The sequence below is a fragment of the Acinetobacter sp. RUH 2624 genome (genome assembly GCF_000162375.2).
In the GTDB taxonomy this organism is placed as follows: Bacteria; Pseudomonadota; Gammaproteobacteria; order Pseudomonadales; family Moraxellaceae; genus Acinetobacter; species Acinetobacter nosocomialis.
Genome location: NZ_KI391939.1, coordinates 2,484,865 through 2,499,604, shown reverse-complemented (window position 1 = coordinate 2,499,604; position 14,740 = coordinate 2,484,865). Strand labels below are relative to the sequence as shown.

Genomic DNA, 14,740 nt, shown 5'->3' with positions numbered 1-14,740 from the left:
ATAATAAAGATGAAGAAACAATGGAGAGTTTTTCTTTTCGTTGTTGGTTACAATGCAAAATATAGGATAAAAATGAGAGAGTGCTTTTGAACGTTCTACGTGTTCCCATTGCATTGCGGCTATTTTTAACGGTCTTGCTTACCACGCTGTTAATTGCAACCGCAAGTTTGAGTGTTCTGCACTGGACAATGCAAAAGAACTTTGCCAAATATGTGGCCGATGTTGAAATGCAAAAGCTAGATCGGCTCATGACCAATCTTGGAAATGTTTATAACGTTTATCATGATTGGGGAAACGCGATTCAGGCCCAAATCTTACAAATTGAAGGAACAGCCGCTCCAGATGATTACGATCGTCTTTCACAGTGGTGGTTAAGACGCCAATATGACATTGCCATTCAGCAGCATTCTTTCGATGAACACACTCTCATTAATGTTTCTCCAGATGGTGCATCTCCAAATAAAAATTCTATTTTTAGCGATGAAGAGTTACGCACACTAGAAAAAAACTTACCTTCTGAATATCAACCATTTGAAGGTTTAAAATTCCCGTTAAGTGCTAACCAGTTTCGTCCACGTGATGACAATAAAAACAAGTCAAAAAGAGGAAGTCTCAAAGATATTGAGACACAAAATGGTAAGAAGCGCTTTATTGCTTTACCAGACCGTTTAGGCTTAAGTTCTCGTTTATCCTTATATGATGCCAAACATCAGTTTGTAGTGGGTGAACCGCCATCTTCAGATCAAATGTCGTACCGTCCCATCATCATCAACAATGAGGTGGTAGGGTACTTAGGACTAAAACCAGTCCTAGATAAAGAAGATGCTTTAAGTATTAATTTCTTTAGTAATCAAAAGCGTTATTTACTTTTAATTTATGCCTTAACATTGCTGTCGAGTTTAGTTGCAGCACTTTTAATGGCAACTTATTTTAAAAAGCCAATTCAGCGTTTATTAAATGCAACAAATGAATTAACTAAAGGTAATTATCAGCATCAAGTTGTGATTAAACGAAATGATGAGTTAGGTGACTTATCAACTCAACTAAATCATTTAGCCGAGATTTTACATCAACATGAAGAATCACGACGACAATGGGTTGCAGATACATCTCATGAGTTAAAAACACCATTAGCTGTATTGCAAGCGCAAATCGAGGCAATGCAAGATGGTATTCGAAAGGCGACTCCTGAACATCTCGATGCCATGATGCGACAAGTTTCAAGCTTAAAGAAACTCACTCAAGATCTTGCAGACTTGGCACAGGCCGATGCCCAGCAACTTAAATGCTATTTAAGTTCGGTCAACCCTTGGGATGTTGTACTGCAAGAAGTCGAAAATTTCAGACCTAAACTCGAACAGGCAGAGCTGGAAATTGAGGTGGAAGGTGAGGGCGTTCCATTATTATTAGACCGTGATCGCTTTAAACAAATTATTGTTAATTTAATTAGTAATAGTATTCGTTATACCGAAACAGGTGGAAAGATTCATATTCATACAAGTCAAACGTCTCAGGAGTGGACTTTATATGTCGATGACAGTCCGTTTGGTTTAAGTGATGAGCAATTATCACGTTTAGGTGAACGTTTTTATCGTGTAGATGATTCGCGCACACGTAGTACAGGTGGAACAGGACTAGGCTTAGCTTTATCTTGTAAAATTGCGCAAGCGCTTGGTGGTACACTAAGTTTTGAACACTCACCATTAGGTGGTTTACGTTGTGTACTTACCTTTAAAAAGCAGAGTTAAATAAAAGGAAAAATGGCCCATGAAACATGTAATGTTGGTTGAAGATGAAGTCGAGTTAGCGCATCTGGTGCGTGATTATCTTGAGGCTGCTGGTTTCGAAGTAAGCATGTTTCATGATGGTCAAGATGCTTATACGAGCTTTCAACAACGTAAACCTAATTTAATGATTCTGGACTTAATGGTTCCAAGAATGGATGGTTTAACGATTTGCCGTAAAGTACGTGAACAGTCAGACTTACCAATTATTATGGTAACTGCACGTACTGAAGAAATTGACCGTGTTTTAGGGCTAAATATGGGAGCAGATGATTATGTGTGCAAACCTTTTAGTCCAAAAGAGTTAGTTGCCCGTGTACAAGCAGTTTTACGCCGTTTGGAACGTAAGGCTGAGCCAGAACAAAATGATTCGTTCCGCATCGATAAAGCCCAACAAAGAATTTGGTATCAACAAAAATCTTTAAGTTTAACGCCGACAGAATTTCGCCTACTTGAGCTATTTTTAGAACATGTGGGGCAAGTTTATTCACGTGCACAATTATTAGACCATATTAATCCGGATAGCTTTGATGTTGCTGACCGAGTTATTGATAGTCATATTAAAAACTTGCGTCGAAAAATCACGGAAGTGGCGGAAACTGGTAACCGTCATGAGTGGATTCAAGCTGTTTACGGTGTAGGGTATCGCTTCGAATATCCTGAAGAATAATTGCTTAGAAAAGTTATTCTGTGGATAACCACAATGTTATCCACAGAAAATGTGGATAAAAAATTAAGACGAACAGCTCACTGCTACATCAGGTACATCGCTTGGCAATGGCCCTAAGTCTTCAGGTTTTTCCAAATCTGGTTGTCTTGTATAAGGATGATTGAGTAACTTAAACAAACGGTCTACTTCACTAAAATCATCTCGCTCCGCTGCTTCAATCGCTCGCTGTGCCATATGATTACGTAAAATATAAATCGGATTTGCTTCTTGCATGTTCGCATCAAGTTCATCGGTATCTTGATGTTCACGAATATTTTCATATTGCGTAAGGAAAGCATCAAATTGTCGAATATCAAGGCAATCATCACGTAAAACCTTATATTCTTTATTTTGAAGGCGAATAAAGCTTTGAGTGTAATCAAGTTGCTCTGTTTGCAAAATACGTAAAAAGCTTAAGCCGCATTCAGTACTGTCTTTATGAAAATGAGGAAGGCCCATTTTTTTGCATAAACCAGTGGTGTAATGCTCAATAAAAGTTGGTTCAAATTCTTCTAGACAAGCGGCCAACGATTCTTTGAATTGCTCCTTTTGCTCAGGCTCAGCAAGTGGAATGAGATTATTTAACCAAGTCCATAAATTCCAGTGCGCAATACTCGGTTGGTTTTGATAGGTATAACGTCCTTGGTAATCAGAATGGTTGTTAATCCAGTTTGGACGAAAACGTTCCATAAAACCGTATGGGCCAAAATCGAGTGTAGAGCCCGTAATATTCAAGTTATCGGTATTCATCACACCGTGAGCAAAACCGACCAGCTGCCATTTAGCAATCATAATGGCTGTATTTCTAATCACAGCTTTAGCAAAAGCTAAAATAGGCTGTTCTTCTTGTTGGCATTCTGGATAGTGCCATTCAATGCATTTTTGAGTGAACTCGGCCAATAACTCAGGCGCATATTGATTGATCCATTCAAAATGCCCTAAACGAATATGACATTCAGATGTCCTAAGCAATATTGCACCGGGTTCTAGTTTTTCACGTTGTACACCTTGGGTAGAGCTTGTAAAACCTACTGCATGACTCGAGGCGACTCCTAGAGCATTTAAGGCATGACCTGCTAAATATTCGCGAATAACTGAACGTAAAACTGCTCGGCCATCTCCCATGCGTGAATAAGGGGTAGGGCCTGCACCCTTCAAATGCAAATCGATGGTTTGACCTTTTTTATTCAGAATTTGTCCAATGAGTAAACCGCGTCCGTCGCCTAGCTGACCTGCCCATTGTCCAAATTGATGGCCTGCATAAACCATTGCCAAAGGTGGAAACTCTGGGAAAGTCCGCTGACCACTACAGATCTCAACCCATGCTTTTTTTTCTTCATCTGTCCATTGTAATTCTTCGGCTAAAGCTAGATTAAAGTGTCCAGCCTTTGCACCGCGAAGAGGGGAAGGCTGCTGTATATGAAAAAGCTTAGAATTGAGTGATGAATAAAGCGGATTAAATTGCATAGGCTGGACTAAATATTTGAGGCGAACTTCACTATACCATAGTTAAAAACGAGCCAAAAAAATAGCGCCTGCAAAGCATGGCTTTACAGGCGCTATTTCGAACTAGAGACGTATTAGTCTGGTACGACGTTTGTGTTCTTTTTAATGTTGCGCATTAAAGTTTCTAGACACTCACGGTGATGACTCAAACGATGTTCAAGCAATTGGAAATCAACTTTTAACTTATGATCCATTTTATGAATCTTTTCAGCCATTGCTGCTTTCTTTGCTTGTAACTCTTGTTCTTTGAGTTTCGCCCAGTCATTTAAAGTATGCGTAAATGCTTCATATTCTTGAGCAATACGTTGCTTCATTTGACTAATGTCGGCATTTACATCGTGGCCATAAATAGCTAGATCTTGTTCAGCATATTTAAACTTCATTGCCAATTCTGCTTTTTTAATATTAAAGCTTGGAATACGACGTAGGTTCTTTGCTAAACCAACTTTAGAGCATGTCCAGATTAACCATTTAGTTGGGTCATATTGCCACCATTTCACACCATTACGATAATCGTATTGGAAAATATGGTGATAGTTGTGATAACCCTCGCCCCATGTTGCAATCGCTAACCAGAAGTTATCGCGTGCTGAGTTTTCATCGGTATAAGGACGTTTACCAAACATATGGCAAAGAGAGTTAATGAAGAAAGTTACTTGATGGCTAATGATTAAACGTACTAAACCACCGAGAAGAACAACTCCCCATAAATCGCCAGTTGCCCAGCCGACTAAACCTAAAATACCAACGTGAACTGCTACGACAAGTAAAGCATAGTATTTATGCTGGAACATCACCAGTTTGTCATTGAGTAAATCAGGCGCATTTTTAAAGTCTGGCTCAGATGGAGAATGATCGCGAATCATCCAACCCATATGGGCATACCAGAATCCACGTTCAATTGAATATGGATCTTCATCTACATCGTCAACATGGCGATGGTGGGTACGGTGACCAGATGCCCAAAACAGAATACTGTTTTGTACAGCAAATGTGCCGCCAATCATTAAAAGAATTTTAAGAGGTAACGACGCTTCATAAGCACGATGTGCCCAAAGACGGTGATAACCAGCAGTAATCCCCATGCTACTTAAAGCTAAAAGAAAAAATAAGCTTACCCATGCGCTTACACTAAAATCATAATAATACGCGTAAATCGGGATTATGATTGCAGCAAGAATTGGTAAACCAATTAAGGTAATGCTAGCGGTCCAGTTAATTGGGGCCTTGAGTGGGGCGGAAGTCATATCCGGCAGCGCTCCTAGAAACCTTGTCATACAAGGTAAAAAGACAAAACGACATAGCAAAACCAATCATCAAGATTTATTGCTATTTTGCACACCATATTAGCACGTGCATAGTGAGAATCACTAACATTATTGTACAGATGTATCGAAAGAACCGTAACAGAATTAAACCATGCTTGGCAACATTTCAGATAGGAGAAGTTGTGTAATGAAAATACAGCGATTGAGAAAAAAGAATAGCATTGATATTGCAGGAAAATTGCCATTGAAATGTCTTTTCATCGCAATCAGCCTTGTATTGGCAGCATGTCAAAGCGCGCCGCAACAAAATGTTCAAAAAGGCCATGTAAAACCCATACACCATGCACAAACTCCGGTAGTTAAAAAGAAAGTGAGCCCGGAAGGTGTTCAAGATATTGATTGGCAAATCACTCAGATTAATGGTCATAAGGCAAAATTCTTTAACCAATGGCCGACTCTTTCACTGAACTCAGCAGTCAAAACTGTAACTGGCCATACCGGATGTAACCGTATTTTTGGACGATACACATTTGATTTCAACCAAAAGAAACTTGATATGGAAGTTAATGCGGGACATTCAAGTTGTGATGGTGCTTTGGCTCAAGAAGCAGAACTAGTTGATTCCTTACAACGTATTCAACGCTTCCAGTTGGTAGGTAATACCCTATATTTACTTGATCAGAATGGACAACGCCTGATTCAGGCCGAGAAAAAATAAAAGGTGGTTAATACCACCTTTTTTCATTTAAAGTGTTTCGAGCATTGTTGTAGGAATATCTGTAATTAAGCCCTGAATATCTAAATCACGGAGCTTCTTCGCTCTTTCTACATCATTTACTGTCCAGACACTAATGTTTAAACCTGCTTGGTGAGACAATTGAATCATTTCATCTGTAGCAAGCTGGTCATACCAACCAATATGACAGCAACCAAATTGATGAGCGAGTTCAATCGCTGTAGCTCCAACCGGAAGTTCAACTAACAAACCGCGTTTAAATTGAGAGTTGATATCACGTAAGGCAGTTAGAATTTGAAGATCGAAACTTGTAATAGTCACGACTTTTTCATACCCCTGTAATTCAGACTCAAGCTTTTGAACTAACTTTTCTGCAAATGCCATATCTCTGACAGCTTTAACCTCAACTTCAATATGATCAAAGTTATCAAGTAAATTTAAAACGCCTGTAAGAGTAGGAGTTGGCTCTGAATTTGGCCAGTTGGGCCAGTTTTGTCGATGATCAAATGATAAAGCTTGAGCCAAAGTAGATTGCTCAACAATTTGGTCGACTCCAGCTGTACGTAAAAAATTATCATCATGAATAACGACCAGTTCTTGGTCCTGAAGCTGGCGAATATCAAATTCGACACCACGAATACCTAAATTTTTTATGTGCTGAAAACCACCTAAAGTATTTTCAGGAGCTTCTCGGCGTGCACCACGATGACCAATAATGCGCATAATTTTCTTCTATTCAGTTATTGTTGATTATGGCCTCTTCAAAAGTAGAGACCATACTTAAATTAGTCTATTTTTAAATAATCTCATTAATATTTTTTTGCCAAAGCACTTCTTGTCCACCTTCTGCACGTTGTAAAGCACGAGATGCGACAAATAACCAGTCAGATAGGCGGTTTAAAAGTTGGAGTGCTGTGGCTTGAATATTTTGGTCACGAGTCTGTACCGACATAAGTGATCGTTCTGCACGACGGCAAACAGCACGCGCTTGATGAGCGTAACTGCAAGATAAAGAGCCAGATGGCAGAATAAACTCTTTCAGCATAGGCAAATCTTCATTCATACGATCAATTTCTTTTTCCAGAAATTCAATACAAATGGGCTGAAGCAAATTGTAATTGGGAATACAAACTTCGCCGCCTAAGTCAAAAAGCCAATGTTGGATCAAGCTCAGGCTTTTGTCCCAATCTGCTTTATTAGTCACTTGGCTGGCTGTGATTTGTGCACGGAGCACACCAATAATGGCATTGAGTTCATCGACATCACCAAGTGCCGCAATTCGTAAATCATCTTTGGCAACACGAGAGCCATCGCCTAAACCTGTGGTACCTGAATCGCCTGTGCGTGTATAGATTTTGCTTAAACGGTGTCCCATGATGGATATCCTGAACATAAAAAAGGGGGTAATGTCGGTCAGAACATTACCCCGAAACTGGAGTTAAGAAAATATTTTTATAATGAGGGTGAAAAATTAATAGCGGAAAGTTACGCCAACAGAAGCTTGGCGACCTCCATCTACATACCAATTTCCAAAGTTGTAAACTGTTTTGTAATCTACATCGCCTACATTTTGAATATTGGTAAATAATTTTACGTTTGGATTGATATTCCAGTAAGCATTTAGATCGACAGTAGCATAGCCAGGGACTTTCTGCGGATTAGCGCTATTCTGAGCATTAGAGCTAGAACGGGCAATAAGTGAAGCGCTAATACCGTAAACGGTATTTTCTAACCCAGTAGTTAAGGTAAGGGTTTGCTTAGGACGATACGCAATTTCTAAACCAGATTCTTTATTCTCTGTTTTTACATAGGCATATTCAGTTGATAAGAACAGATCTTGCTGTTTCCATTTTAAACCGACTTCACCACCTGTAAATTCTGCTTTATTTATATTTTCATAATTAGCAACGGTAGCAAACGTTACAGGATTAAATACAGTATTGGTTGTGATTAAGTTTTTAACTTTAGTTTGATAAGCAGAAATCGAACCAGATAAATGACTATTAAATTGATGATCTGCACCAATTTCATAAGAGAAACTTTCCTCTGGTTTTAAATTTTGATTACCGTATGAATAGTAATTCCATGCTGGATTTTCATAAAAATAATAGAGTTCTGATAAGGATGGTGCTCTAAAGGCGGTTCCGATATTGGCATAAATACTAGTTGTCGGAAGTAGGAAGTAACGGATAGCACCTTGACCAACAGTATGTGTTCCGAACTTTTCATTGTCCTCTAAGCGAACGCCTAATTGTGTACTAATCTTATCAGTTTTATATTGGTGTTGAAGATAATAACCAGCAGAATCAATATCTTGTTTTCCATTTAATATGGACGCATCTTTATATTCAGTTTTATCAATACTTGTACCAGCTAAGATGTTTTGTGTTGGTGTAAATTGCCATTTGATATTTAAATCCCCTTCATTACGTTTAGTATCTGCGTGATAAGGTGAGGATTCATGGTACTCTTCGTTATCTTTGAAATTAGAATAACGTGCATTAATTGTGACATCAGATGTCGCTTTATATTCAACTTTTGTTGTGATTAATTGATTATCAAACTCTCTTCTTGCAGCATTATTCACACCACTATTTTCTGAGTAGTTGTTATTACCCTTATTTTGGCTGATTTCAACGCTGGCATTTAAGTCATTTTTATTGTTGTAACCTAATTTTGCACTATAACCTTTTTGGTCATAAGCTGCTTTCATATTCTCTGGTTGACTATCGAATATACGAGTACCATCGCTTTCCAAACGTTGTCCGCGAATTTGAGCATAGAATCCTTCATCACTGACTAAATCTGTCCCTACAATTGCTTTATAGGTTTTATTTTCACCATAAATACCTGTAATAAATGCAGAGTTCTTTTGAGGGGTAGCCGTAATCATTTGAATTACACCCCCGATAGCATCACTACCGTATTGTACAGATGATGGGCCTTTTAGAACTTCAATGCGCTCAACATCAGTTGTATCCAAGAACTCAGGATAGATAGGAGATAGTGTATTTGGTGTATTTAAGCGAGCACCATCTTTAAGTAATAAAACATGATTTGGGTTAGTGCCTCGAATAGAGAGGTTTGTACCTTGTCCAAGACCGCCATTTTGTTTGATATAAACAGAAGCATCTTTTTGGATGAGATCAGATAAATTGAGTGCGGGATTCTGCTCAATGGTTTTTTCATCAATCACTGAAATGCGCGCCGGAACTTCACTCGCTTTTTCTGCGCTTTTTGAAGCAGTCACTACAATTGGATCGAGCTGAGTTGCGGTAGTTGTATCTTCAGCAAAAATAATAGGTGAACACCCCATCGCAATAGCGATAGCCCCTACCAGACGAGTAGGTTGAAAAGACTTAGACATAACATGCTCCATACATTCACCCCACGTGAATGATCGGGTAGATAGATGAAACAAGCAGGTCTCCGGACTTCAGCGCCATAATTCATTTATGGACATATTCACCTTCCCACATCACTGCAGTGGTGTAAGTCGATCTCGACTTAAAAAATATGCTTTACATTGTTACCGTTGCGGGGGCAGTGCCGGATTTTCACCAGCTTCCCTAAAGCATCAATTGCTTACACTTGCTTCCATTTGAACGCAGTATAAAGTGCCGAATTACTTCCTACAATGTCATTTCGAGCAATTCCCGGAGAACTTTTACGCAAGGGACTAAAATTGCATTACAATGACGCTTATTTTAAAAAATGGTTGTAGTTTAGGCAGATCATGAGCCCATCAAACCAAAAGCGTACTCGAGCAAAAATTTGTGGAATTACTCGTAAGCAAGATGTTCAAGCAGTGGTCACAGCTGGAGCAGATGCGATAGGTTTTGTTTTTTTTCCGCCAAGTCCAAGAAACGTAACAGTTGAACAGGCAGAAGAATTGGCAAAACTTATTCCACCTTATGTACAAATGGTTGGTTTGTTTGTTAATGCAAGTGCCACTGAAATTCAGGATGTACTTGATTGTGTTCCCCTAGATGTATTACAACTACATGGCGATGAAACTCCAGAACAATGCCAAGACATCGCTCGCCATTGTAAACGTCGTTGGTATAAAGCAATTCAGGTTAAACCTGATCTGGATGTAGTTGCTGAAATTCAAAAATATCAGGCAGCTGGTGCCAGTGCTGTATTGCTCGATGCATGGCATCCTGAGCTTAAAGGGGGCACAGGACATCAGTTTGACTGGTCTAAATTCCCGAAACTTGATATTCCATTAATCTTGGCAGGTGGTTTAACCCCTGACAATGTCATTGACGCTATTCATACTACCGGTGCTTTTGCAGTAGATGTGAGCGGAGGCGTAGAGTCCGCAAAAGGTATAAAAGACCAACAACTCATTGAAAGATTTATGCAAGGAGTCCAACGTGGATCAGCAAAATAATGTGATTGACTATACCCAATTCCCAGATGCAAATGGGCATTTCGGTATCCATGGCGGACGTTTTGTGTCAGAAACTTTAATGGCGGCATTAGAAGATTTAGAAAATCTCTATTCCCGCATGAAAAATGATGAACAGTTTCTGGCAGAATTCGACCGTGACCTCGCCTACTATGTAGGTCGTCCTAGTCCACTTTATTATGCTGAGCGATGGTCAAAAGAGTTAGGTGGTGCACAAATTTACCTTAAACGTGAAGACTTGAACCATACAGGCTCACATAAGGTAAACAACACGATTGGTCAAGCACTACTTGCAAAGCTTTCTGGTAAAAAACGTATTATTGCCGAGACAGGTGCAGGCCAGCATGGCGTTGCAACAGCAACAATTGCGGCACGTTTAGGTCTTGAGTGTGTTGTGTATATGGGTGCTGAAGACGTTAAACGTCAAGCCATGAACGTTTACCGTATGCGTTTGCTGGGTGCAACAGTTGTACCTGTACAAAGTGGCTCTAAAACGCTTAAAGATGCCATGAATGAAGCAATGCGTGACTGGGTAACTAACGTTGATACGACTTACTATGTCATTGGTACAGTTGCAGGTCCGCATCCTTATCCTCAACTCGTTCGTGATTTCCAGTCGATTATTGGCCGTGAAGCACGTAAACAGATTTTGGAGCAAGCAGGTCGCTTACCAGATGCATTAGTTGCATGTGTAGGTGGTGGTTCAAATGCAATGGGCTTGTTCTATCCGTTCTTAAACGATGCCAATGTGAAAATGTATGGTGTTGAGGCTGCTGGCTTCGGTATTGAAACTGGTAAACACTCCGCGCCTTTAAATGCAGGTCATGTGGGCGTATTGCATGGTAACCGTACTTACCTCATGAGTGATGCACAAGGCCAAATTATCGAGACACATAGTATCTCGGCAGGTTTGGACTATCCGGGTGTGGGTCCTGAACATAGCTTCTTAAAAGATATGAAGCGCGTTGAATACGTGCCAATTAATGATACTGAGGCGCTGCAAGGTTTCCGTGACTTAACCAAAATTGAAGGGATTATTCCTGCGCTTGAAAGCTCACATGCTATGGCATATGTATCTAAGCTTGCACCAACCATGTCTAAAGATCAGATTATTATTGCGACTGTTTCAGGCCGTGGCGATAAAGATTTAATGACAGTTGCACGCATTGATGGCGTAGAAATGGTTGAGATGTAAGAGGAAAAAAATGCCAAGTTTGTTTATGGTAATGTTGGGTGGCCGTCATGCGCGTGCCAATACAGAAGTCCATGACATCGTTATGGCTGTAGGGGATACTTTAGAAGAAGTTTACCCTCAACTTAAACAGGCTTGGTTTGGTGAGGCTCAAGGGTTACATATCGATGCTTGGGCCAAGCTTTCAGGGGTTAGCTCTCAAGGGCAAAACTATCAAATCCAGTTTACCGATGCAGCCCCATCAGCTTCAGATCTAAAGTTATATTTGATTAATCTGGGTGGATATACACCCCAAGCTTTTGGTGAGTTGCATAGTTATCATTTGGTTGTTGCACCTGATGCGGTAAGTGCAAAACAATTAGGTAAACAGTTTATAGATCAAGAGTGGCATAAACCACACACTGACCGTGTAGTGGATATTGATGATTGTATTCCTATTGACCATATTGCGGGTCGTTATATACAGTTAGTGCAAGGTGAGTTCAATCCAACACGTTGGGAAAATACTTATTTACTTCTTTAACTGTTCTTAAAAAAAGCTTAAAGGCAAAAATAAAATATAAAAAGTTGCTGATCTCATGTATAGCTCGCTCAAATCGCAACTTTTTTGTACCACTATTTACAATTCATCTGCTTAGACTAGAAGCTCAACATAAGCTCTTTGGAGTAATCAAAATGGGTCTTCTAGATGAAGTAGGTAAAATTGCTGGTGCAATTATCGCGGAACAAGGCGTCGATAAATTAGATCCAGATGCAGGTTTTCTAGAAAAAGCAGCTGGTGCTTTTGCTGGATATGAAGCAGCAAAAATCGCTGAGAAAAAATTGGAAAATCAGGACAGTAACGAGCAAGAATCAGAGCCAGAACAGGCAAGTGACGATGATGCTTAACTTTTAGAAATTGAATTACACTTAAATCGAGAGTTGAATTTGATTTTGTTGATGGAGTGGGTCATAGCTACTGAAATAGACCCTCAAAGAGTTTAAGTTATCGTATATAGATTTAAGTGAATATCAGAAAAAAGAGCATATCAATATGCTCTTTTTTTATGGCTAAATAAAAGTCATTTGAAGATCAAAACAGATAAGTAGCCAACTGGTCAGTGATCAGTCTATTATTAGTCAATAGATGAACAGGAAATCAACGGATAATAAATAATGGATTTAATTCAAGAAAATGGACAGCCTCGTTATGGGCGTTTTGAATCTGTACCGTCGACTATTCATGTACAACGTTATATCTATAAAACGCCTTATGGTAAGGTTTTAAAGGGCTGGCGTAAGCAATTAAAGTATAAAAAATTTAAATTCTGTGGCATTCAGCATAAACACTACAGTATTGGTCTAGCCATTGCAGATATTGGTTGGGTTGGACATGGTTTTTTCTATATTTTTGATCATGAAACAGGACAAGTCATTGAGTGGAACGCCATTCAACCTTTAGGTCATAAAACTCATCTTGATGAACAGCCATTATTTAATCAAAGTTATTTTTCTAAATCGCCTTATCAACTAGATATTCAACATGCTAATGGTGTGCGATATATTCGGGTAACTAAATATGGGGAAGTTTGCCTGAGTGCCCGTATTTTTTGTGCTGGAACAGATATTTTAAGTTTGTGTACCCCAACAGGTATCAATGGTTGGACATATACCCAAAAGCAGACCACTTTAGCTGTAGAGGGAATGTTCATGAATAAACAGAATCAACTTATACAATTTGATGAAAAGACATTTGCATCGCTTGATGATACTTGTGGATTTTTACGTCCCGAGACAGCGTGGTTCTGGCTTTCATGTAATTTTTGGGATGAACAGGGGCGACGTATTGGGTTGAATTTGGCTTCTGGGGTCAATGAAAGTTTTGGTAATGAAAACTGTTTATGGGTAAATGGGGTTTTATTTCCACTCACTGATGTTTTGTTCGAAAAAATAAATGATGAAAAATGGAAAATTAGCTCTTTAGATCAAAAACTTAATCTAGAAGTGCATATTGGTTGGTGCCGATACGAAAATATAAATTTAAGAATGATTGGCAGCCAATTCAACCAGTGGCAAGCTAAAATTACTGGCACTATTGAACACGAGGCAATTGATATGATTACTTGTAATGAGCAATACGGTCTATTAGAACAACATTATGCAAAATGGTAACAAGCAGGTTATAAACCTGCTTGCCAAAATGCCTCACCCGCTGCGATAGGGTCATTTGTTTTTTCTAAAGTCTCAATCCAAACAGGGTACTGACGAATAACTGGATGTTGGCTTGGGTGAAAATCTTTTTTAAACCAGTCCAGATATTGCTTTTTCATAGCCGTTAATGTGCCATTTCTGCCAAAGAACCAAGGTAAACCTTTGAGTGTCATCGATAACCTTTCTTTAGGGCTAAACCCATCACATTTCAACATGATGTTGGTTCTATAGAGGGTAAAACCAAACATGAGTACAGTTGTTAAAACAAGTACAAAGCGACGGGTTGACTCTGGAACTTCACCCACCTGTCTCATGACATCAAATGCCACATCACGATGCTCCATTTCTTCGATAGCATGCCATGCAAATAATGCGCGAACGTAAGGATGAGCATTTTCCAAGGTTTTTTTATTGCTATAAAAGGTTTCTGCCATTAATGCTGTTAAATGTTCAGCCGCGGCCGTCATTGCAATATTGTATTGTGGTGAACGTTTGGTGAGCTCAAAACGGAAAATTTTTTTAAGTGTGCTTGTGAACTCATCCACAGGCATACCTTGTTCTTTCATGAGCTGATTCATTTTGTCATGGGCAATACCATGTTGAGCTTCTTGTTTAATAAAATCTGCAACTCGCTTTTGTAGTTCCGGGTCATCAATTTTGTCACGGAACATTCGCACACATTCAATGAAGTAACGCTCTCCGTCGGGAAAGGTTAAGCTGAGTGCATCAAACATGCGAGTCAAAAAAGGATCGTTATTAAACCAAAAGCGTGGTGCTTCGTTTAAATGAAAATCTAGATCTTTGCGAACCACTGGCTCGACCTGATAAGAAACATGTGCGTTCATCTTTGTATTTCTCGCAACTAAGCTTTTCATTAGTATGTCGTGAATGGTCGGCTTTGTTTTGACAGTTATCGCCAATTTTTATACAGTTTGCGACAA

14 protein-coding genes and 1 riboswitch are annotated in these 14,740 nt (G+C 39.3%); of the genes, 8 read left to right on the top strand and 6 right to left on the bottom strand.

The window, feature by feature from the left end; genetic code table 11:
- The first annotated feature begins 86 nt into the window (after positions 1–86).
- The gene (baeS, locus tag HMPREF0014_RS18290; protein WP_006580312.1) at positions 87–1,748 is read left to right on the top strand and encodes a sensor histidine kinase efflux regulator BaeS; all 1,662 of its coding nucleotides are present in this window, start codon (positions 87–89) and stop codon (positions 1,746–1,748) included.
- 19 nt (positions 1,749–1,767) lie between these two features.
- Complete coding sequence (locus HMPREF0014_RS18285) at positions 1,768–2,454, top strand: response regulator (protein ID WP_002051374.1); 687 nt, start codon at positions 1,768–1,770, stop codon at positions 2,452–2,454.
- A gap of 63 nt (positions 2,455–2,517) precedes the next feature.
- Here HMPREF0014_RS18285 and HMPREF0014_RS18280 read toward each other — a convergent pair whose 3' ends face one another.
- Together HMPREF0014_RS18280 and HMPREF0014_RS18275 are read right to left on the bottom strand one after the other, a co-directional pair.
- A complete protein-coding gene (locus tag HMPREF0014_RS18280; RefSeq protein WP_006580313.1) occupies positions 2,518–3,960 on the bottom strand; it encodes a YdiU family protein in 1,443 nt (480 codons plus the stop codon).
- 113 nt (positions 3,961–4,073) lie between these two features.
- On the bottom strand, positions 4,074–5,246 hold the full coding sequence (locus tag HMPREF0014_RS18275; RefSeq protein WP_020992283.1) for an acyl-CoA desaturase: 1,173 nt from the start codon (positions 5,244–5,246) through the stop codon (positions 4,074–4,076).
- 208 nt (positions 5,247–5,454) lie between these two features.
- On the opposite strand from HMPREF0014_RS18275, the gene HMPREF0014_RS18270 reads away from it, so the two are divergent.
- Positions 5,455–5,985, top strand: a complete 531-nt coding sequence (locus tag HMPREF0014_RS18270; RefSeq protein ID WP_002051369.1) for an META domain-containing protein — start codon at positions 5,455–5,457, stop codon at positions 5,983–5,985.
- Between the two features lie 27 nt (positions 5,986–6,012).
- Here HMPREF0014_RS18270 and HMPREF0014_RS18265 read toward each other — a convergent pair whose 3' ends face one another.
- The 3 genes from HMPREF0014_RS18265 to HMPREF0014_RS18255 form a co-directional block, all read right to left on the bottom strand.
- The gene (locus HMPREF0014_RS18265; protein ID WP_004885303.1) at positions 6,013–6,726 is read right to left on the bottom strand and encodes a glycerophosphodiester phosphodiesterase; all 714 of its coding nucleotides are present in this window, start codon (positions 6,724–6,726) and stop codon (positions 6,013–6,015) included.
- Positions 6,727–6,799: 73 nt separating this feature from the next.
- A complete protein-coding gene (locus HMPREF0014_RS18260) occupies positions 6,800–7,378 on the bottom strand; it encodes a cob(I)yrinic acid a,c-diamide adenosyltransferase (RefSeq protein ID WP_004885306.1) in 579 nt (192 codons plus the stop codon).
- 96 nt (positions 7,379–7,474) lie between these two features.
- Positions 7,475–9,382, bottom strand: coding sequence for a TonB-dependent receptor (locus HMPREF0014_RS18255; RefSeq protein WP_082187629.1), 1,908 nt, complete (start codon positions 9,380–9,382; stop codon positions 7,475–7,477).
- Positions 9,383–9,405: 23 nt separating this feature from the next.
- Positions 9,406–9,613, bottom strand: a riboswitch (cobalamin riboswitch).
- 126 nt (positions 9,614–9,739) lie between these two features.
- On the opposite strand from HMPREF0014_RS18255, the gene HMPREF0014_RS18250 reads away from it, so the two are divergent.
- The 5 genes from HMPREF0014_RS18250 (at position 9,740) to HMPREF0014_RS18230 (ending at position 13,760) form a co-directional block, all read left to right on the top strand.
- Positions 9,740–10,399, top strand: coding sequence for a phosphoribosylanthranilate isomerase (locus HMPREF0014_RS18250; RefSeq protein WP_004711989.1), 660 nt, complete (start codon positions 9,740–9,742; stop codon positions 10,397–10,399).
- The gene (gene trpB / locus HMPREF0014_RS18245) at positions 10,383–11,612 is read left to right on the top strand and encodes a tryptophan synthase subunit beta (RefSeq protein ID WP_004711992.1); all 1,230 of its coding nucleotides are present in this window, start codon (positions 10,383–10,385) and stop codon (positions 11,610–11,612) included. Before HMPREF0014_RS18250 ends, trpB begins: the two co-directional genes overlap by 17 nt.
- Positions 11,613–11,622: 10 nt before the next feature.
- Entirely contained in the window at positions 11,623–12,132 is a 510-nt protein-coding gene (locus tag HMPREF0014_RS18240) for a DUF1543 domain-containing protein (protein WP_002051570.1), read from the top strand.
- A gap of 152 nt (positions 12,133–12,284) precedes the next feature.
- Positions 12,285–12,497, top strand: a complete 213-nt coding sequence (locus HMPREF0014_RS18235; RefSeq protein WP_002051387.1) for a hypothetical protein — start codon at positions 12,285–12,287, stop codon at positions 12,495–12,497.
- A 267-nt stretch (positions 12,498–12,764) separates the two neighbouring features.
- Positions 12,765–13,760: a DUF2804 domain-containing protein gene (locus tag HMPREF0014_RS18230; protein ID WP_006580318.1), complete on the top strand. Its 996-nt coding sequence runs from the start codon at positions 12,765–12,767 to the stop codon at positions 13,758–13,760.
- An 8-nt stretch (positions 13,761–13,768) separates the two neighbouring features.
- Here HMPREF0014_RS18230 and HMPREF0014_RS18225 read toward each other — a convergent pair whose 3' ends face one another.
- Complete coding sequence (locus tag HMPREF0014_RS18225) at positions 13,769–14,644, bottom strand: metal-dependent hydrolase (RefSeq protein ID WP_006580319.1); 876 nt, start codon at positions 14,642–14,644, stop codon at positions 13,769–13,771.
- Positions 14,645–14,740 lie beyond the last annotated feature (96 nt).